Raw genomic sequence first — 20,868 nt, 5'->3', positions numbered from 1 at the left:
TAGCGTCGAGTACGTGACTATAACAATGTAGATAGGATTTAATGATGACAACAAAACATAATCTACTTTTGCCTAAAGAACCGGTAAGTGCAAAATCATGGGCTCTTGATTTAGGAGTAACCATTGCGTTTATTTCGCACTGTGTGGACGTATCTGAAGATGGTCTCGACAATCGAGACTTCAATTTAACCGAATCCCAACAGACTCGCTTGCTGATTATCAAAAGAATACTTCAACGAATAGAAAAGTGGTTTGATACTCGTCAGGAAGCTGTCTCGTGGTTTGACACCTGCCGACTAGAGTCTTCCGGTGATTTTACTCCATTGGAAATAGTCAAACAGCATGGAGAAGATGGAGAGCAGGTGGTACTGACATTCATTGCACAAAAAGAGCTAGGAGGCTTTGAGTGAGAATCAGAACCAATGCCTGAACCGTAAAGGCATTATTTTAGAAGTATATATTGTTCACTTATTTCCGCTTTTACGAATTCACAAGACGAAAAAAGGCTATTGTAGTTTTCGGAAAAGAAAGTAACATCTCCCTTCTTCACGTGGGAAATGAAAATTATAACAAAGACAAGGAGATAGAATGACAAATGGAAAGTCGGACATCCTCCGCAACCTTTTAGTCGAGAGTATCAATTCAGTTGTTAGTGCAGGTCGAGTCGATTTAAATTCTCAGTTAGATGTAGAAGGCGAATTGACAGCGGATATTCATGGCTACACCACCATTATTGAATGGAATGGTATTGGTCATGGTGAATTGTCCTTCCATGTTTTCTGGGCAATCGATGCACAAGCCAAAGGTGGGAAAACCCTAAAAAGATTTAGCGGTCAAACAATCACTTATTATGCATCAGTATCTGGATGGCTCGAAAGGAAGGACGGGAAATGGGTTCAGGGAGAGGGTGGAAGCTCATTATCCGAAACATATCTTAGTGAATTCGCGAGATCTCGCCTGTCAGATTTAAGTGCTGACGGAAGCGGTTTTAAAGCCAGCGGACCTGATAGGTTTTTTTGAGCAGCTACTACAGGAATCGTTTGTGATTCTATTTAGTAGGCATGTATTAGAGCTGCTCGCAAAGAAGGATTTGAAGTTTGAGCACACATATCATTAAAGATGACAAGCTTTCTATTCCGCTATATCACGGGACCACCTCACTATTTATAAAGTCGATAAATGAGTACGGCCTTGGGGGCAAAGATCCGCTGAAGTCTTACAACGCACTGAATTTATTGCAAAGTCTATGGTGTAAAGCCGAGAATCAACTCGCTAACGATTCCTTTTGGCTTTCAATTCGTGAAAGATTCCAAACGATTGTTGAACAAAACCAATTCAAAGGGGTTTTGAATCAGCAACATGGCGAGACCTACCTCACATACAATCCTATGATTGCCGTGAAGTATGCAGTTGATTGTCTTCACGGTGGTGAGTTTCTGACTAACTTAAGAGGATTGATTCAACTACTGATAAGTAAAAATGTTGAAGGCGTTAGAGAAGAGGTCAATGCTCATCCCTTACGTCAAGTTCTAGACCAATATTACGATCCATATGTTTTGAAGATTGAGTCATTAGATATTAATGATTTAGAGACGGAAACGGGACTTGCCATGGATGTGCAAATAGCGAAGATTTCTCACTATATGTCCAACGCCATCATTTCTCCTTTGAGTTTTAAACTTAAATCAGTGGTAAAGCCCCAAGATATTGAGATCAAAAAAATAGGTAAGTGGCAAACTGTTGAACAACAGCTCGCCTTAAAAATACTCAATACCAAATATAGTAGATATGTCGAGAAACTAGGGTAAAAGTTAAAACTCCTCACTTTCGCCAAAACATAATTATTGATTTTATGTTTTGGCGAAAGTGAGGAGTTTCATAACACCGGAAGATGTCTGAATTAGCTCTTTGGGGGGCTTTTTATCAGTGAAGTAATGCTTCTCTTCCAACCAGTTTTCGGCACTGGTAACAGAGCCGTATTTGTCCAGCAGTGCTTTATCTAGTGACCCAAGAAGAAACTGATGCTCCGTGTCTTCTGTGTAAGCCTGAGAGATTGAAGGGCAATTTACTGCGTATGGTGCCAGTATTTCAGGAATATACTTGGCAAGGAAGTCCCGGTCTTTATCGTGCCAGATAACAGTAGTTGCACCATGCCAGTCATGGGTCAGTAAAAGTGCACCATAGCTGCCAAAGAAAGCTGTGTGCACGAATTTTTTATCAACAATTTCGCTGACCTGAGACAAACCATATGTTTTATTGATGTGAATGGCCGCGTATCGTGCAAAAGCATAAAAGGTGCTTTCTGATGGTAATGATTCATTTTTCTTTTGAAGTAAAGATGTTTGCAGGCGTCCCTGAAATGGCTTACTGGTTTTCAGCATCGGCGCGATAAAGGCTGTATAGGCTGACTCAACGGAAACGAACTCATTATCAAAGGGGATGTAGCGCCATTTTGATGCTGTACCATTAAAAAAATAGCTAACGATAAATGGCTTTCTAGGGGGCTCTACTTCAACAACCTCATATCCCGTATCTTCAAGCTTTTTCGCCGAAACTCTGTTCATATAGTTAATGTTTGGCGATATCCGTATCAAAATCTCAATGCATAATGTCGGTGAGTGTAACGCCAGCTCTCCCCATCTCGATACGTGCGCAGTAAAACCTGCCACTTTAAACGCCTTAAGCAACAACTTCAAAACTGGTGTTATTTCATCAAAAAAAGACCTGTCGGCAGGCACACAAGGTTTTGCATCTTTGCAGTAGATTGATATGGGTTGTGTTTTTCTAGCTTGGCGTAGTGCCCTGATAACATTATTTATGTTCATTATTAGGAACCAATGTAACGTATGCTGATTCACTGCGTTTGCCAAGCAAACCATTTTTCAGAACTTTGGGACCAGTAAGGTACAGCGTACCATTGTAGTATCGAACCGACTCCAGCTGAATTTCCTGATTTTTATTGTTCAGCTTTGTTTGAGTAATGATCCGGTCACCGACAGATATGCTAAGGACACGATTGCAAAGAAGTTCGCATTTTCTTTCAATTAGCCGCTCCAGTGACTCAGCTTCTTTTTCTAGCTGTTTGATTTCAATGCTTACTTCAAGCGCAAGTTCATCAGTTTTTTCACTCGGGGTTGTAAAACTGGCAGCTTTGACTCCATCAATAGCGCTAGTAAGTCCCTCTAAACTATCTAGTCGTTCCCACGCGAGCTGCATTTCCCTATCTAAATTTTCTATTTCACTTATCAACGCCTTTGCTGTATCAGTAGCTAGAAATGCGAGGTTGAGTTGTCTTGCCGCTCGTTTTTCATCGGGAGTAATTGATGACAATGGAAGTCTCGTCGAGACAAAAATGGGAGTTTTGTCGGGAGCGAAGGCCCCTGAGTAATATATGCAATCTTTTGTGACGTGAAGATTGGAACGTATCTCCTGATATATTTGCTCAGACAGCGAACTGAACCAGTTTACGTCGTCGGAGCGAAAAGAGACTTCGTTTAAATCGTTCTCATCGATTAAAGACAGTGCTTTATTAATAGTATTTATGAAATCAGTCGTGACAAATGCACTGCAAAGTTTGGGGGATGGCACCATGAATGGATACATGGGCTTAGCGTTATTGTAAGCATTGAGCAGTTCAACATTGAGGCAAAGCAGTTTCTTAGTCATCGGCATGTTTCTTCTAGATATACAACAGCAATGTTTCATTGGTCATAGATGTAGGCGATAAACAGCTCGCCTGACAGCGGGGGTAGCAGTAATAACCGCTGTCAGACTAAGTTTGTTTCGTTGCAATTTACATGGACAGTATGTAATTCAGTGTCGCTGTGAATTTCGGAAATACGATAAGTTTAATGAGTAAGACTCGGTTGCATTTCAGCCCATCCAATAACAGCTTCTTCCCCAACAAAACCATCAGCAAGCATATTGTTAATTGATTTGCATGTGCTATCTATTATCCATTCATCTTCGATAAGGCAGGCTAATTTTTTCTGTCCTCGGACAGTTATCAACGCATAACGTTTGATTTGTGGGTTGGGTAAAGTTGTGATTGAAGCTTGACTAAAAAATTTATTTGTAAACATAAAAATTCCTTTTGGGTTAGGTCTATCGTTTTGGGTTGTGTTTTAAAATTTGAATCTATTGCTTCACATACTGACTTTGCTTGAAAGTAAGAAAGAGAAAGACTCTCGGGTTAAAAATTTCTTGCGGTTTCCAAAGTCATGATGAGTAACCATTTTACTTCTAACTGTCATGCCATCCGGTTGTTCTCTTCTTAAAAAAGGGCCGAGTGAGTCTCCTTTGACACCTAAAAAAAATGCAAGCTGTTGAAGAGAAAATAATTCAGCTGGCACGTCATACAGGTTGCGTAATTTTTGTTTACAACAATTAACACTATTCGCTTCAACCTGAGTGAGGATGTACAAGCCAATCGAGTCTATGGTCTCTTGTACCTCGCAATACTGCCTTTTTTTTGCACCGTATTCGTCACTCACCAGACCAAGTTTTAAACGAGTTTTTTCACGTACATTAAACCGCGCGATATTAATAAGTGCTGCCAAGTAGTCTAAGGTCGCTGACAGCTGACTAATAGTCGGATTATTCATACGTTTCTTCGTGTCTGTAGTATCGAATATGACGTTGATCCGAGGTACAAAGCAAAGATCTTGGTGCACCCTTTGAATGACATGTTCATTTACCAAGTTCAAAGGAAAGCAGTCATCTTCAAGTTGAATGGCTTGTTTAAAGTGTTGTTCCACCTCTTCAATTAAGAGGTAGAGCGCATGTCTGTCGTTAAGCAAAGTTTCGATGTGAGAGACTTTACGAAAATTCAAGTAATAGCCATCGAAAGGGTTGTCTAGTTGACGCCCAGAAACTAGGTATTCCAAGAACTGCTTAAACGCTGCTTTCGAAGAGAAACTTGTTGCTACACCGCAGTATTGTAATTTGCCAATGGCATTTTTTCGTTTTTCAAATTTTGAAAATCCGCCACTAAAATAGGGATAGGTTAGTGTAACAGCTTCATTGTCATCTAACTCACTGATTACTGATCTAGCCGCTATCTCTAATCGTTCGGCCGCTGAAATGCAAAAGATAAGAGCATTGTTTTTTTTCGGTTTAGTATTGCCGTTTGCGTCCACGCTAGATAATAAATAGAAACTATAGTCGTTCAATTCATTAATTGGGTCTACGACTGAGAAAAGACTCATACCTTTGTATTTAGCTTCTTCGAAATAGCCTCCTTGCTCAGTTAAGCAGTCTAAAATCTCATCTGAATTCATCTCACTCTCTAGTGTCTGTGGCGATTGGTTGTAACGATATAGACATAACCACTTTATGTCAATTATAAAAACGAAATAAAACGTTATTATAATTTGAGTGGACTTTTTATCAGTTTCCACAAGCTGAACAGATCATTACCGTCGCTAAATGTCTTTAGAACTCTCTGCAAATATTTAAAACGTTGGTGAGTTTGTCGTTGTAAAAATTAGGAGGTAGGTCTATGCTAGTGTTTTATTAATAAATAAAAAATAATTTAAAAATCAATATCTTAAATGGAGTTTATTCAGGTCTAAAGCCTTGATTATGCTAGCTTTCACAAACTTAATTTGAGAGGGCTTAGGAGTGTTTTGTGTTAACAGGACAAATTCACAAACTTCATTTAAAAACCCCTTTTCTTGAGCCTCCTGATATCAAGAGGGCAGATCACAAACTTCATTCGAAACTGACAGGTGTCGAAGTACTGATACTGATTTGAAAGGCGAACCGTTTGGTTCGCTTTTTTTCAAAAAAGTAACCAAAGTTGCAAATTAATGTTAGCGTATAAAGCAAGGATGGCAATTTTTGACTGATCACTATCATGGAAGACAAAGCGGAATCGAAGTATTTTTGGCTAATTGAACTGCTTGCGTATTGGCAAGGAAAAGTAAATAGTAAAGATCTTATTGATGCATTTCTTATAAGTGCTACACAGGCCAAGAAATATTTATCAGCTTACAATTCCCTTTATCCCTCACAGCTAATCTACAACCTTAGTGTGAAAGCGCATCAAACACAGACTGAATTCAACGCCCAATTTATATCTACTGATGTTGCCGAGTATTTAGATTGGTTAAACGGCTATCGCGCTAAAACGAGTAACTCAAATCAATCTTCAATATCGACTGAATTGAAGATCCCTTCAAGGCGAGTAAGCCCCCAGGTAATGCGAGGGCTCATAGGTGCAATTAAACAACGGAAGCGCGTTGACGTTGAATACTTGTCACTGAACACGTCGTCGTTTGAAGATCGAGTAATTCAGCCTCATTCTCTCGTTAAAACTGGTTTGCGTTGGCACTTGAGAGGGTATTGTGAGTATCGCTCTGAATTTCGTGATTTTGTATTAAGCCGTTTCCGCGGCACACCGTTGTTAATGGATCACGCCACATTTTTTGAAAAAGATGATCCAGGTTGGAATACAGAAATCGTTTTGCGAATACAACCCGATCCAAGGTTCTCAAAAGCGCAAAGCGCTGTTATTGAGCAAGACTATCAGATGAAGAACGGTGAATTACTGATCAAGACAAAGCCCGCATTAGCCCAATACTTGATTCAAGAAATGCGCGTAAGAACCGAGTTTCTAGCGAAAACACCTCAACAGCAGCAGCTTGTACTGGTAAACGAAAGCGACGTAAAAGAATGGCTATTCGGTAACTAGCCGATGTAAGCGCACACAATCGGTAAACTTAATTTACTGGTTTTATTTACCTTATTGTAGATGAGGTAGAAATATGGAAATGTACTTAAACACTGAGGGATCCCCACGAATTTAGCATGTAATCTTGCTCATGCAAGCTTCAGCGGTGAGTTCATCAAGCCAGCGGATCGTCTTTTTCCACTGATGCAGGTAACTCGGCTATAAGCTTTGTAAATTGTGCTGGGATCATGATCAACCCTCAATAACTGTATTCATATACAGTATAGCAACAATTTAGCAGAACATAGCCCTCTTTATTATTGAAAAAAAGCCTTCATTTTTCTACTGTAGGTACAAATGAAAGAATCTTCTGCCTGGTTAAAGATATCATCGAGTCGACGGCTGGGCGCAAAAGGACGTTATGTTTACCCACAATGCTGTATTTGAGGAAGCCGAGTTTAGCCGGCTAGTTAGGGCCAATAAGCAAGTATTTGTCGATGAATTGCTTGAATATAATGCATCGCTAAAAGCTGACTTTTTGTTGCTTGGTGTCCGAAACGAAAATAGTGTTTCTGTGTTAGTTGGAATTCAACAGCAAACGCTGGTTAGTGATTTATCTGATTATGCATTGCAGGGCTCTCCTTGCGAAGAGGTTTTACAACGCGGTGTGTGTGCATTTTCCGACTCTGTACGCAGTCACTATCCCTGCGATAAGTCGCTTCAAAAAATAGCGGCAGAGGCTTATCTCGGCGCAGGACTTTTTAATGAAGAGGGGCGCAACGTAGGTATTTTAGCTGCGATTTTTACGTCCCCAAGACCTAACATTGAAGAGCACAAACCAGGCTTCAGTGCGAATGCAAAGCTCATTGCCACGCGCTTACAAAAGTACTATCAAGAATTCCGTACTATAAATAACTTATCTTTATTAGATGAAGTAAGTAGTCTCTCGAAAACCGGAGCGTGGGAATATTACCCTGCTGAAGATAAGCTATTTTGGTCCAAGGAAACCTATGCAATTCACGATATTTCATATAAAAAGCCAGTGAGTGTAAATGATGCTTTGTCGTTTTATAGCCAAGAATCAATAGAGTTAGTTGAGCACACCTTTGCCGAGTTGATAAAGCACAACACCTCGTACGATATTGAAGTTCAAATACTTTCGGCCAGCAATGTCAAAAAGTGGGTCCGAACATCGGGTAAACACGAGCTTGACGAAGAAGGGAATGTGAGGCGCTATTTCGGAGCCTTCGAAGATATCACCGATTATAAGAAAACAATGATCTTGAGCGAGGAGCGGGCTGGACGAATTCAAAATATTCTCGACAACATTAACGATGCGGTAGTAAGTATTTCTTCAAAAGGCATTATAAAACAATGTAACGACATCACGCTTTCCATGTTTGGCTACGCAAAAAACGAGCTTGTCGGGGAGTCTGTAGAAGTACTTATGCCCGAGCCATATGCATCAAACCACTCTCGTTACATGGCAAATTATGAGCGTACAGGGAATGCCAAAATTATAGGTACGGGCAGGCAGCTGCCTGCAAAGCGCAAAGATGGCTCAGTATTTCAGATGGAGTTATCGCTTTCTGAAAGCACCGATTTAGGCGAAAAGATTTACATTGGCGTAGTGCGTGATATCAGTGAGCGAATAGCAGCCCAAGATACAATTTATAACCTTGCTTATACCGATAGCGTTACACACTTGCGCAACAGTCAGTGGTTTCAAAAAGAATGCAAAGATTTGATTTTGCGTGCGGCCATTCATCATGAGTATATGCATATTCTTTTGCTTGATATGGACAATATGGCGCAGATAAATACGCGTTTAGGCTATAACAATGCTAATAACGCACTACGTGCTATTGCTGAAAAGTTACTGTTTATTATCGGCCACGACTACCACATTTATAAATTCGCAGGCGACAGCTTTATCGTCTTATCAAAGAAAACCTATAAAAAAGCGGACATTCATCATTTCAATGCCAGCATGATAGAAAATGCGTTAATTAACCCTCGGCACTATGATGTAGACATTAGCGGCGTGAACGTCTCGATGAGTGCTTCTCTTGGCAGCGCGATATTTGAAGCCAGTAAGCAAAACTATGAACGCATGATCAATGTACTTGAAAATGCGGTGAAGCGGGCTAAAAAATCAGCCCCCTTCGGCCTTTGTCATATTTCAGAAGATGGTATGGAGGAGTTAGATCGCTATTTGGCTATAAAGCTTCATCTGCGGCAAGCTGTGGCTAAGGACGAGCTATTGTTGGCATTGCAACCACAGGTAAATCATAGTGGTGAAACTACGTCGTTCGAAGCCCTAGTTCGCTGGCATTCTTCAGAACTTGGAGTCGTCAGTCCCGCAGACTTTATTTCCATTGCCGAAGAAAGCCATGTTATTTGCGATATCGGTAATTGGGTCATCGATGAAACACTAAACACCCTCAAACAGTTTATCGCTCGAGGGCTGGACTTGTGCGTTGCTATCAATATCAGCGCAAAACAAATTGTACTGCCCGATTTCGCCTCTTCTTTGATTGCAAGGATCAACTATTACGGTATTCCAAGCCAAATGCTAATTTTAGAGTTAACTGAAACCGCGCTAGTGGTAGATATCGAGACAGTAAAAAACACAATGAACGAATTGGCCAATTATGGTTTTCGCTTTTCTATTGACGACTTTGGCACCGGATATTCTAGCTTAGCTTACTTAAAAGAGTTGCCCATTAGTGAACTTAAGATTGATAAAATATTCATCGACGATATTGATAATAACAGCGCTAAAAAGGGAGCGCCTATTGTTGATGCCATTATTGAAATGGCAAGAGCGCTTAATGTCACATCAATCGCAGAGGGAGTAGAAACGCAAGAGCAGGTTGACTACCTCACGAGTAAGGGCTGTAATCGTTTTCAGGGCTACTATTTCTCAAAACCCCAATTTGTACAGCACTGGCATAACAGTGAGCTAGGGTGATAGCGCCTGTGATTGTTATGCCTGTCAGGCTATTTTCGTGCCTGTCACGATAGTGGTTTCCTGTCTGAATTCGACAATCAAAAATGCCTGTCTGAATTACATAGCCCAAGTTTGACATTATAGCTCGGTAACTTGAACACCAGTTCATGTATAAGTGATTCTGTTGCGCAATGACCAATTATTGCTAAGGCAGAAAGGTAAAATTTCTTTTAGTTGTTATAATATAACAAATGACAGTTTTACTATTAATTGATGTCAATTGACGCCCTCCTCAGCATATTTGTTTAATAGGTCCTTACTATGATTTCACGGCGACAGTTTATTTTGGGTTCTTTAGCGTTTGGAGGGTTGGCGTCAAGTGGCTTCGGCAAAAACCAATTGGGTCAGGCAACAGAAGGGGTAATGTCGATATCAAAAGGCTATGGAAATTTGCTTTCAGACAGCAATGGCTTATTGGATTTACCTAGAGGGTTTTCTTATCGCGTTATCTCTGAATTCGGGAATGCAATGTCTGACGGTTTGCATGTGCCAGACAGAGCAGACGGTATGGGGTGTTTAGCTCTTGACGATAATAGACTAGCGCTCATCCGCAATCACGAGTTACACCCAAAGCATATCGAGCAACAGCCTCCATCTATTCAACAGCATTCTCACTCTCTCGCATACGATACTTATAGTAGTGGAGTAGCCTTGCCAGGTGGTACATCAACAATAATTTACAATCTGTCTACTCAACGCGTTGAAAGGGAGTTTATGAGTTTGACTGGAACGGTGCGCAACTGTTCTGGCGGAGTTACTCCGTGGGGCACTTGGCTTACTTGTGAAGAGTCGGTTGATAAGCCAAATGGCTTGGTAAATAAAGAGCACGGGTATATTTTCGAGGTTCCAGCGTCGGCAACCTCTATGGTTCAAGCCGTGCCGTTAACAGCAATGGGACGTTTTAATCATGAAGCCGCAAGTGTTGATCCCCGCACCGGCATAGTTTATCTAACAGAAGATAGAGGCGACAGTGTCTTGTATCGCTTCTTACCAAACTCGCCTTCAAATCTCGCTGCCGGCGGTCAATTACAAGCGCTTAAAGTGTCTGGGCGTCCTCAGTTTGACTCTCGAAATTGGAATGCTACCACTATGCCGCTAGGAAAGTGGTTAAATGTTGAGTGGGTAGATTTAGAACATCCGGAAAGCCCCAAAGATAATCTCCGTATGCAGGCATTTGAAAAGGGCGCCGCGTTATTTGCCAGAGGCGAGGGTATTCATTGGGGAGAAAATGAGCTGTATTTTTGTTGTACCAATGGGGGGGAAATGCAGTTAGGCCAGGTAATGCGTTTAATGCCATCTGTTGATGGGAAAAACGACAGACTACAATTGTTTTTAGAAAGCAAAGATAAAAATTTGTATAACTTTGGCGATAATCTTACCGTGTGCCCCAATGGCCACTTGCTTGTATGTGAAGACCAATATACTGATGTGGTTGATAATCATCTACGCGGCGTAACGCCTAACGGTGAAGTGTATAATTTTGCAAAATTACACGCCCAAACTGAACTGGCTGGTGCCTGTTTCTCTCCCGATGGTCGAACCTTATTTGTTAATCTTTATTCTCCGTCGAAGACATTGGCTATAACGGGTCCTTGGATGATGAGTTAAAATCTATTGGCCTAATCGAATGTTTTCAATTTAATCATTATTATTGATTAAGCATAATGTGCCTGTCATTTTAAGAATTAGACATCTTAAGAATTAGCTTTAGGAGAAAACGATGAGCACATTATTTACAAAGTTTACTACTTCAAAGTCACCTACTAACGTTGCGGAAAAAGTCCCGTTCAGTAAAAAAGAATGTAACTACGCTGATAATTATTATGGCGACCAAGTTTGCGTTGAAGTGAAGATTCAAAAGCCTCGAGTAAATCTTCACTTGGGCGTTCAAGCTTAGCAATGAAGTGTAATTCGGGCTGCGACTTGCTGATTTTGATAGATAAAATCATTTACTCTTTGAGAGAGCATGGTCTAAAAACCTCAATGGGCAGGGGGGAACTGGAAAGAATCCTCTAGGATAAAATTGTGACTATGCTACAAATCACTATGGCGACTCAATGTGTAAATAAAGTTAATTAGCGTTCTTTTCTTACGCATGTGTTAGTAAAAGTAAAATTGCAGTGCTGAATCCGCTCCTAGTCAGGAGAAAGAGGTTTACACATTTTTTACAGTCAGCTTAGTAAAAGTAACTAGGGTCTAGCCATGTAGATTTTCGAAGGGTAGTCTTAGGCTCACGTATGACTAATAGTGCCTTAGAAGGCACGAAAATAAAAATTGAGGTTTAGCTGCTATGAATTTCAATCGCTTGGGTTCTAGTGATTTGCAGGTGTCAGATATTTGCTTAGGTACTATGACTTGGGGCATTCAAAATACGCAACAAGATGCGGATGCTCAGATGGCTATGGCTCTAGATACAGGTATTAATTTTATCGATACCGCAGAAATGTATCCGGTACCGCCTAATGAGCAAACATACGGTGATACAGAGCGTATTATTGGTAACTGGATTGCTCGCAATCAAGACAAACGAGACGATATTGTCGTAATGACAAAAATCGCTGGGGCTGGACTTAAATACATTAGAGAAGCTACTCCCATTACAGCTACTGCGGTGACTACCGCATTAGAGGACTCTTTAACTCGCCTGCACACCGATTACATTGATGTTTACCAGCTACACTGGCCGAATAGAGTTACCCCACATTTTGGCAAGCACTGGCCAGACGGCGCAGATCCTACGCGCATTGACCGCGAGAAAGAAATTGAGGGGATGCGAGATATTTTACGCGGCATCAAAGCCGCTATAGACGCAGGGAAAATTCGTCATTGGGGACTATCTGATGATACTCCTTGGGGGATTCACACATTTTTACGATTGTGTGAACAAGAAAATGTGCCGATACCAGTGTCTATTCAAAACGAGTTTAGTTTATTGCACGCAAAAGATTGGCCCTATTTAATCGAAATGTGTGAGTGCGAAAATATTGCCTATTTACCTTGGTCGCCACTGGCCACTGGCATGTTAAGCGGCAAGTATCAAAACGGAGCCCGTCCAGAAGGTTCACGCTGGACCTTGGCGCAGCGCATGGGGCTGTTTAGAGATCAAGCGCCAGCTCAGGCAGCTACTGCACAATACATGCAGGTGGCAGAAAAGGCAGGTATTACACCTTCACAACTAGCACTAGCATGGTGCCGACAGGTACCCGGAGTTACCTCCACTATTATCGGTGCTACAACATTAGATCAGCTATCGGAAAATATCGCTGCGTTTGACCTTACTTTAAGTGAAGACACTCTAAGTGATATTCATGGCATTTTAAAATCTTATCCATTGGGCTTTTAATTTTTATCGTCTAGTTTTGAGAATATCGAAATAGGACATAGAGTTACGGCAAAGAGCCAGGAGATAAAGTTAGCGTACAAAGCCAGGGCCTGTAAGCTCTGGCTTATACTTGATTTGCCCTGGCGTGAACTTTGCCATAAACCCAGATTCAATTTTTAATCTAACGTCTAATCTAACGTCTAATTTAACGTCTAGTCCAAGCCCTAAAATAGCTGCACTAATTTCAATGTTTGCTAACGATAGGCTTTTGGCTCCTCTCTTTTAAATTCAAATTCTGTAATACCTAAAGCATTGTTGAGCCGATACTTTGCCTTGTCGTTAATGCATTAAATCCTAGCCTTACAAAAGTAATGCTTTGCAAAAACTCATAAGCCAATGAACCTATGTGCCGTCATTTATGTGTAACAAGCACGTCATACTATGGAAGTATCCGTATCTTTCTATTTATAGTGAAAAAGTAATTTTTTATGACCGTACTTGAGTCTGCAATTCTCGATGAACGTCCACTAGAAAATAAGCCGCAATGGTTACGTTGGATAGTACTTACTTTGCTTGTATACGTTATGTTGCTTGCAGTAAGTATGATTGGAAGTGGTTTTCAGTATGCAACCGGCGATCAAGCTCGCGAGTTATTTAATTTTGCATCGAACCCTATTATGGGTCTCATTATTGGCATGGTTAGCACTGCGCTTATTCAATCATCAAGTACAGTTACCTCAATTATTGTGGGCATGGTGGCGGGTGGTTTGCCTATTACCATAGCCATACCCATGATGATGGGAGCTAATATTGGTACCAGCATTACTAACACCCTGGTTAGCCTTGGGCACGTTAGGCAAAAAGAAGAGTTTCAGCGCGCGTTTAATGCAGCAACTATACACGACTTTTTCAATGTTCTATCGGTGCTTATATTCCTGCCTTTAGAAATGGCGTTTGGTGTTTTAGAGTTTCTTAGCGGCCAGCTCGTCGCACTAATTCATACCGGCGAAGCGATGGGTGTAGGCGGCGTTAATCCCATAAAAGCCGTAACAAAGCCAGTAACAGAGCTTGTTTCTGAATCTCTACAGTTTTTGCCCTCTGTGTATCCGGGAGTGGCGAAGATTTTTATCGGAATTCTACTCATAGTGGCGTCTATTACCTATATGGGCAAAATTATGAAGTCGCTTATGGTAGGAAAAGCGAAGGCGTTATTGCATAAAAGCATAGGGCAGGGCCCTTTATCTGGTATTGCGTCGGGCGCTATTGTCACCGTGTTAGTTCAATCGTCATCAACGACTACCTCGCTTATGGTTCCTCTAGTTGGTGCTGGCGTGTTAAAAGCACGAGATATTTATCCATTTACTCTTGGTGCGAACGTGGGAACTTGCATTACCGCACTTATTGCTGCACTAGGTGTAGTAGGTGTAAACAGTGGTTTCGCATTGCAAATTGCGCTGGTGCATCTCATTTATAATGTATTAGGGGTTACTCTCATTTACGGAGTTCGTTTTTTACGGGATATTCCCATAAATTTGTCCTATCAATTATCGGTACTTGCATCGGAACAAAAGCTCTATGGCGCAGCTTATGTTGGCGGCCTGTTCTTCATTATTCCGCTTGGCATTATTTTCACCTCTATGTGAATTTAACGCGAATAAGGTCGAGTGCTCTGCTTTTTGCCTAACGCAATATGATCTAATAAATAGCAAAGCGAGTCGTCCTACTCGATGCAAAGTGTGTTTATTCTTTATTTAATCCGTCGTTTTACACTTTGAACGAAATCAGATAGTTACTCTTTATTTCTATTCTGTGCTGCATAGAAATAACAAACGATTTTCCAGCTAATTACAGCTGAAAATGTAAATGCTCTCGGTACTTGAGTGATAAGACTTTGGTCGCAACAGCTATGATTTGTCGAGTATTTTGCCTATTTTTAACCCACAATTGCTTTGTTGAATTTATGTTAACCGAAAGTTAACTCGGTGAATGATTCAAACTCAATTTTATAATCTCTGTGCTTTCACCATCGAACACAGGGTAATCAAGATAAAAATGATAGTGAACACTAAGAATAATTTTGGAGAACCACATGCTTAATCGTGTAGCTGCGTCTTGCGCACTTATTTTGATAAATAGTCCTGTTTACGCTTTTGATTTTAGTTTCAAGGGTATGATTAAATCTGAAGTGGTTACGTCTAGCCAAGGCGTAGCAAGTTTTGGCGGTGCCTACAGCCAAGTGGCACCCACACATGCGCTGAGAACGGATATCTTCGGTGGTGCGCCAGCTACGGAACAGCAAACAAACTTCTTGGAGTCAGAGTCAACATCTTTCCAAGCGGCTCAATCACGATTCTCATTAAATATGAATCATGAAAAAATAAGATCGGTACTGGAGTTTGATTTTATTGATGGTGAGGATGGGTTTACCAATCAAACTGCACTTCAGGCGCAAGAGCCTCGTCTTCGCCTAGCAACGCTTTACTACGATATGGATGAAAACTGGACTTTCTTCGGTGGGCAGAAATGGAGTACCGCAGCTGGTATTAAGTCGAGTGGTAGCTACAACTGGATTGGTAACGCCTACCGCGCAGGTAAGTCAGGGTTCTTAGCTGTAGAAGTAGGGGCAACATATAAGAACGACGGTTTAATGGTAACCGGCGCATTAACAGGAAAGGGCAGAAACGCCACAGCAGGTGGTATTAATGCGAACGAACTTGGCCGCATGCCTGGTTTGGCTTTGGATGTGAATTACAGTTTTTCTGGTCATAAAATTGGTGCAGCAGGTCATTTTGCAGAGCTCAACTTTGAAGACGAAGCTGGGTTTACTGCCGGTGAAAACCAAGATGCCACGCTAATGAAAGTTTATACCACCCTAAATTTCGGTGCAGTCAGCATAAATGCTGAATATTACACAGGTGATGCGCTGAATAATCAAAACGCTCTTGGTGTTGCTCCTTCATCGGGCTTGAACGGTGCAGGTGAAGTTCGCGAAAGCTTTGGTGAAAGCGGCTTCTTCACATACCTTACTTGGAAAGTGAATACAGATTCTACTATCAAGGTAGGTTACGCCAGTGCTTCTGTAGACTCTAGCGACCGTAACCGCTTGTCACTAACAGACCTAAATGAAAACACTACAGCCTATATAAACTATGGCCACAAGTTAATGGACGGTTTGACTGGGTTTGTGCAATTTACTCATTTCAATACCGAATACGGCGGCGATTTTGAGGACTTCTCAACGGTAGTAGGCCGTGCAGGTGTTGTCTTTAAATTTTAATGCCTGAGCGAGAAAACACGCTAAATTAGCCCGCCATTGTGTAACGCAATGGTGGGTGTACTTTTAAGTAATGCTTAGAAAGACAGGCATTTTTAAACATTATTTTAAACGTTAATGTGACTGTCTTAATAGCGGCCCTTGATGTGACTGTCTTGATAGTAGTCTTGCTGTCTGAAATTATGACTGTCTCGATAGAATTAGGAAGGTTTACTTATAAAGACAGGCACTCTAAAAGATTATTGTGACTGTCTTAATATGTAATTCGTATTGAGACAGGCACATTTAAGTAAGAAACAGCCTTAAGCGTTGAGCTGTAAGGTTTTTTGTGGATGATTCTTCGATAACGACTACCAGTAAGACCAATGTCTCATTTTTCTTTACTCATTAATGGCTAGAGTATTTCAACGAAATCGAGAATTTAACATTATAAATAATGGAGGCAATCTATGACTGCCAGCAAGACTTACCCCGTACCTGAAAATATCCTTCAATCTACGCATCTTACTGCCGCTCAGTATGATGACATGTACAAGAAGTCGATAGACGATCCAGAATCATTTTGGGCGGAGCATGCTGCACTACTGGAGTGGTACGAGGCGCCAACCAAAATTAAGAATACCGCTTTCGGTAAGAATGATGTGTCTATCAAATGGTTTGAAGACGGCTCATTGAATGCCAGCTACAACTGTATCGATAGACACCTAGAAAAAAATGCAACAAAAGTGGCCTTTCACTGGGAGGGGGATTCTCCCGAAGACAGCCTCGACGTCACTTATCAACAGGTGCATTACGAGGTATGCAAACTGGCTAACGCACTAAAAGGGATGGGCGTTGAGAAAGGCGATCGTGTAGCGATTTACATGCCTATGGTGCCTGAAGCCGCATACGCTATGTTAGCTTGTGCACGCATTGGCGCAGTCCACTCGGTTATTTTCGGCGGCTTCTCGCCTAACGCTATTGCAGATCGCATTAATGATAGCGCGGCTAAAGTTGTGATTACCGCCGATGAAGGACGCAGAGCAGGGCGCAGTATTCCGCTTAAAGCGAACGTAGATAAAGCGTTGGCAAATGGTGCCTGTCCATCTATTACTAATGTTATTGTTCATAAGCTAACCGGCGGTGATGTTGAGTGGAATAGTGCTCACGATGTGTGGTGGCATGAGGCCATCGATAGTTGTTCAGCACAATGCGAACCGGAAGTGATGAATGCTGAAGATCCGCTTTTCATACTGTATACATCAGGCTCTACTGGCACGCCAAAAGGGGTAGTGCATACAACAGGTGGGTATTTGCTGTACTCAGCCATGACATTCAAATACGCCTTTGATTACAAAGAAGATGATATCTATTGGTGTACCGCAGATGTGGGCTGGATAACCGGTCATAGCTACATGGTTTATGGGCCAATGATTAACGCGGCGTCGCAGGTATTTTTTGAAGGTGTACCTACCTACCCAGACGTTAAGCGTATAGCCCAAGTGGTAGAAAAATATAAGGTGAATAGCCTGTACACTGCGCCTACCGCAATACGTGCATTAATGGCACATGGCGATACACCAGCCGAAGGCTGTGACCTCTCGTCGCTTCGCCTGTTAGGCACTGTGGGTGAGCCAATAAATCCAGAGGCATGGGAGTGGTACCACCGCGTGATAGGACAAAACCGTTGCCCAATCATTGATACTTGGTGGCAAACGGAAACCGGCGGACATATGATCATGCCGTTACCGGGAGCAACAGAGCTTAAGCCGGGCTCTGCTACGCGTCCTTTCTTTGGCGTAGCGCCTGCATTGTTTGATGCCGATGGAAACGAGCTAGGAGGTGCCGCAGAAGGTAACCTAGTCATTAAAGACAGCTGGCCAAGCCAAGCCAGAACCGTTTACGGCGATCACCAGCGCTTTATCAATACCTATTTTAGCGCGTATACCGGTGTGTATTTCACAGGTGATGGTGCACGTCGTGATGAGGACGGTTGCTACTGGATAACCGGCCGTGTGGACGACGTGCTTAACGTTTCTGGACACCGTTTAGGCACCGCCGAAATTGAGAGTGCGCTGGTGGCCCATAGTAAAGTTGCCGAAGCGGCGGTGGTTGGCTATCCTCATGACATTAAAGGTCAGGGCATTTATGTTTACGTAAGTCCTAATGAGGGTGTAGAGGTAGATGAGGCACTGACTAAAGAGCTCAAAGCTTGGGTACGTCAAGAGTTAAGCCCCATTGCAACGCCTGATATTATTCAATGGTCTACTGGGCTTCCTAAAACACGTTCAGGCAAAATAATGCGTCGTATATTACGTAAAATAGCGGCTAATGAACACGAGCAACTCGGTGATACATCAACATTGGCGGATCCGTCTGTTGTTGATACACTCATAGAGGAGCGACTTAATAGATAATCAAGGAAAATGACAATGGTAACGCTTTTAATCGCAGATGATCACCCGCTGTATCGCGATGCATTAAGAGGCGCCTTATCGTTGTCGCTGCCCTCTTTAACACTCAAAGAGGCAGGCGACTTAACGTCAACGGTCGATATGCTTAATCAAGAAGATATCGACCTGTTATTACTCGATTTACACATGCCCGGCAGTAACGATCTGTTCGGGCTTCTTCATATACGCAAGCTTTACCCAGATATTCCCGTTGCTGTGGTATCAGGTACAGAAGACACCTCGTTGATTTCAAAAATCATTGGTGTTGGAGCATCTGGCTTTATTCCAAAAACTGCCAGCGCCCAAGACATTGGCAACGCCGTTGAGGCAATACTCGATGGCGATATATGGCTGCCCGAGGGGTTAAGCGACAGTGTTGATGATGTTGATGAAGCGTTTTCAGAACTGGCCGATAAAGTGGCTTCTTTAACGCCCTCTCAATACAAAGTGTTGTGCTACATGAGAGATGGGTTACTAAACAAGCAAATAGGCTATAACTTAGATATTGCTGAGGCAACGGTAAAGGCGCATGTTACCGCCATATTCAAAAAGCTGGGTATTAACAACCGCACACAAGCCGTACTTATCGCGTCTCAGCTAGAATTAGAGCCGCCGTCTCGTTAAGTCAGCCAGCATTGGAGCAGCCTCACTAAATCAAAAGCGCGACTTTAAAAGGTTACCGCTTGATTGAGATAGGGAAAGGCAGGCTGTAGCATTGCTTAGGTTATAGCTCTTTTTTAGTCTGTTTCGAGTCTTGCTCATCTGGTGATTCTTGCTCTGGCGTATTTTTCAACCTTGTAAGGCGAGGAACAAAGGTTTCTAACGCCATTCTACTTTCTTCATTTAAAAGCGGGTTATCGATATTAATTGTGGTGCGTCCTTCCATTAAGGCAAGGCTTTCTTGGTAACCTTCTTGGCTCAATAATAGCTGCTGAAAACTACCGGTTTCTATTAGCTGCAGTAAACCATCGGTGATGCGTTTGGCCAAGGGTTGATTATCACTACGAACGAAAAAAAACACAGGGCTTGGATAAGCAATAACGAGGTTGTTTTCCAATTGCAAGCCTCGACTAAGTTCAAGGTTGCTCATCTCTTCTTTCACTTCCATCACGCTGCGCGGGAACATGTCGGCGAAGCCATCTGCGACCATTTTAAACGAAGCGCGATAGTTGGTTTCAAGTACCGGTATTTGTGCATGACGAAAAATAGCTGTATCGGGCCAATCATAGCCCAGTGCAGCTCTAAAATTGCGTAATGTGTCTATGTCGATGTTCTTCGAAAAGCGTGTATCGTCACCGGCAATCAACAGCACTCTCTTGCCGTAAAGACCTGCCATGATGGGAATACGAATAGGCTGAAAGTAGGCTTCTCTGTCCTTAGAAGTAACGCTCCAAGTGACATCGAGCATGTCGTGTTCCAAGCTTCTTAATTGGCGCTGTTGAGGGCTCTCTTGTTCGCTAATAATAAACTCAAAAGTGCCGTATTCTTTTTCAGTCACCGTTAAGGCGTTAAAAAGCAACTGCTTTGCATAGCTGTAAATGGCGTCCCGGCCGGGATGAATGTTGGGCAGCCTTACTTGGGTGTGAACTCGTGGTATGTCGCTCTCATCTGAGTTCTGGCGAGCAGAAACATCTGAAAGTGCAGTGATAAAAGATAAGAGCGAAAAAACAATAAGTGCCTTTCCTGGCAATCGCATACCCATTTACTCATTTCAGAAGTTAGTCTTTACCTGTGAGAAGATAGTCATACTCTGGGTCGACAATGAAATGCCCCGACATGCCCTCACGGCCTAAAAGCATGGAGTAGGTCATCTCTGAGCGGTCTGTTAACGTCAGTTGGATTCTCCATTGAAACCCATCCATGATGATATCTGTTAATATAACATAGCGCTTTTCTCGGGTTGCGGTGGAACTTTTTACCTTTTTTTTGCCAAATACTTCTGCTTCTCTTCTTACTACCGTGTCGACATTGTAAATATCAGGGTGAATGTCAAAGCGGATCCACAGCGTTTCATCACGGGTAAACTCTTCTATATTGTCGACATGAAGAGAGGAAGTGGCTGCTCCTGTATCTACGCGAACATTCAGCTCGGCAATAGCAAGTTGGGGTAAATCGCACACTTCAACTGCACCAATAAGTTTTTTATTTTTCATT

General features: G+C 42.1%; 18 protein-coding genes. 12 read left to right on the top strand and 6 right to left on the bottom strand.

Annotation, left to right across the window (positions count from 1 at the left end; translation table 11 throughout):
* Window positions 1-44 precede the first annotated feature (44 nt).
* The 3 genes from BM528_RS15900 (at window position 45) to BM528_RS15890 (ending at window position 1,808) form a co-directional block, all read left to right on the top strand.
* Entirely contained in the window at window positions 45-410 is a 366-nt protein-coding gene (locus BM528_RS15900; protein ID WP_071980682.1) for a hypothetical protein, read from the top strand.
* 178 nt (window positions 411-588) lie between these two features.
* Entirely contained in the window at window positions 589-1,020 is a 432-nt protein-coding gene (locus tag BM528_RS15895; protein WP_071980681.1) for a hypothetical protein, read from the top strand.
* A 77-nt stretch (window positions 1,021-1,097) separates the two neighbouring features.
* Window positions 1,098-1,808, top strand: coding sequence for a hypothetical protein (locus BM528_RS15890; protein WP_071980680.1), 711 nt, complete (start codon window positions 1,098-1,100; stop codon window positions 1,806-1,808).
* Window positions 1,809-1,850: 42 nt separating this feature from the next.
* Here BM528_RS15890 and BM528_RS15885 read toward each other — a convergent pair whose 3' ends face one another.
* From BM528_RS15885 to BM528_RS15870, 4 genes are all read right to left on the bottom strand, one after another.
* Window positions 1,851-2,825: a hypothetical protein gene (locus tag BM528_RS15885; RefSeq protein WP_071980679.1), complete on the bottom strand. Its 975-nt coding sequence runs from the start codon at window positions 2,823-2,825 to the stop codon at window positions 1,851-1,853.
* Window positions 2,812-3,666 (bottom strand): hypothetical protein, encoded by an 855-nt coding sequence (locus tag BM528_RS15880; RefSeq protein WP_071980678.1) that lies wholly within the window; start codon window positions 3,664-3,666, stop codon window positions 2,812-2,814. The genes BM528_RS15885 and BM528_RS15880 overlap by 14 nt, the downstream gene beginning before the upstream one ends.
* 182 nt (window positions 3,667-3,848) lie before the next feature.
* On the bottom strand, window positions 3,849-4,082 hold the full coding sequence (locus BM528_RS15875; protein WP_071980677.1) for a hypothetical protein: 234 nt from the start codon (window positions 4,080-4,082) through the stop codon (window positions 3,849-3,851).
* A gap of 63 nt (window positions 4,083-4,145) precedes the next feature.
* A complete protein-coding gene (locus tag BM528_RS15870; protein ID WP_071980676.1) occupies window positions 4,146-5,279 on the bottom strand; it encodes a hypothetical protein in 1,134 nt (377 codons plus the stop codon).
* A 578-nt stretch (window positions 5,280-5,857) separates the two neighbouring features.
* On the opposite strand from BM528_RS15870, the gene BM528_RS15865 reads away from it, so the two are divergent.
* The 9 genes from BM528_RS15865 (at window position 5,858) to BM528_RS15830 (ending at window position 19,338) form a co-directional block, all read left to right on the top strand.
* Window positions 5,858-6,694 carry a WYL domain-containing protein gene (locus BM528_RS15865; RefSeq protein WP_071980675.1) on the top strand — a complete coding sequence of 279 codons (837 nt, stop codon included), beginning with the start codon at window positions 5,858-5,860 and terminating at the stop codon, window positions 6,692-6,694.
* A 400-nt stretch (window positions 6,695-7,094) separates the two neighbouring features.
* Window positions 7,095-9,647 carry a sensor domain-containing protein gene (locus BM528_RS15860; protein ID WP_071980674.1) on the top strand — a complete coding sequence of 851 codons (2,553 nt, stop codon included), beginning with the start codon at window positions 7,095-7,097 and terminating at the stop codon, window positions 9,645-9,647.
* Window positions 9,648-9,947: 300 nt separating this feature from the next.
* A complete protein-coding gene (locus BM528_RS15855; RefSeq protein WP_071980673.1) occupies window positions 9,948-11,294 on the top strand; it encodes an alkaline phosphatase PhoX in 1,347 nt (448 codons plus the stop codon).
* A gap of 112 nt (window positions 11,295-11,406) precedes the next feature.
* On the top strand, window positions 11,407-11,583 hold the full coding sequence (locus BM528_RS18575) for a hypothetical protein (protein WP_156844084.1): 177 nt from the start codon (window positions 11,407-11,409) through the stop codon (window positions 11,581-11,583).
* A gap of 393 nt (window positions 11,584-11,976) precedes the next feature.
* Window positions 11,977-13,029 carry an aldo/keto reductase gene (locus BM528_RS15850; RefSeq protein ID WP_071980672.1) on the top strand — a complete coding sequence of 351 codons (1,053 nt, stop codon included), beginning with the start codon at window positions 11,977-11,979 and terminating at the stop codon, window positions 13,027-13,029.
* A gap of 467 nt (window positions 13,030-13,496) precedes the next feature.
* Entirely contained in the window at window positions 13,497-14,651 is a 1,155-nt protein-coding gene (locus tag BM528_RS15845; RefSeq protein WP_071980671.1) for a Na/Pi symporter, read from the top strand.
* A 446-nt stretch (window positions 14,652-15,097) separates the two neighbouring features.
* The gene (locus tag BM528_RS15840) at window positions 15,098-16,285 is read left to right on the top strand and encodes a hypothetical protein (protein WP_071980670.1); all 1,188 of its coding nucleotides are present in this window, start codon (window positions 15,098-15,100) and stop codon (window positions 16,283-16,285) included.
* A 446-nt stretch (window positions 16,286-16,731) separates the two neighbouring features.
* Window positions 16,732-18,678 (top strand): acetate--CoA ligase, encoded by a 1,947-nt coding sequence (acs, locus tag BM528_RS15835; RefSeq protein WP_071980669.1) that lies wholly within the window; start codon window positions 16,732-16,734, stop codon window positions 18,676-18,678.
* Window positions 18,679-18,693: 15 nt separating this feature from the next.
* Window positions 18,694-19,338 carry a response regulator transcription factor gene (locus BM528_RS15830; protein WP_071980668.1) on the top strand — a complete coding sequence of 215 codons (645 nt, stop codon included), beginning with the start codon at window positions 18,694-18,696 and terminating at the stop codon, window positions 19,336-19,338.
* Between the two features lie 100 nt (window positions 19,339-19,438).
* On the opposite strand, the gene BM528_RS15825 is transcribed toward BM528_RS15830, so the two are convergent.
* Together BM528_RS15825 and BM528_RS15820 are read right to left on the bottom strand one after the other, a co-directional pair.
* Window positions 19,439-20,410: an amino acid ABC transporter substrate-binding protein gene (locus BM528_RS15825; protein ID WP_156844083.1), complete on the bottom strand. Its 972-nt coding sequence runs from the start codon at window positions 20,408-20,410 to the stop codon at window positions 19,439-19,441.
* 22 nt (window positions 20,411-20,432) lie between these two features.
* Window positions 20,433-20,867 carry an ATP-dependent zinc protease family protein gene (locus BM528_RS15820; protein WP_071981360.1) on the bottom strand — a complete coding sequence of 145 codons (435 nt, stop codon included), beginning with the start codon at window positions 20,865-20,867 and terminating at the stop codon, window positions 20,433-20,435.
* Window position 20,868: the final 1 nt, after the last annotated feature.

The organism is Alteromonas sp. RW2A1 (assembly GCF_001886475.1).
Taxonomy (GTDB): Bacteria; Pseudomonadota; Gammaproteobacteria; order Enterobacterales; family Alteromonadaceae; genus Alteromonas; species Alteromonas hispanica.
This window is presented reverse-complemented; position numbering and strand designations above follow the sequence as displayed.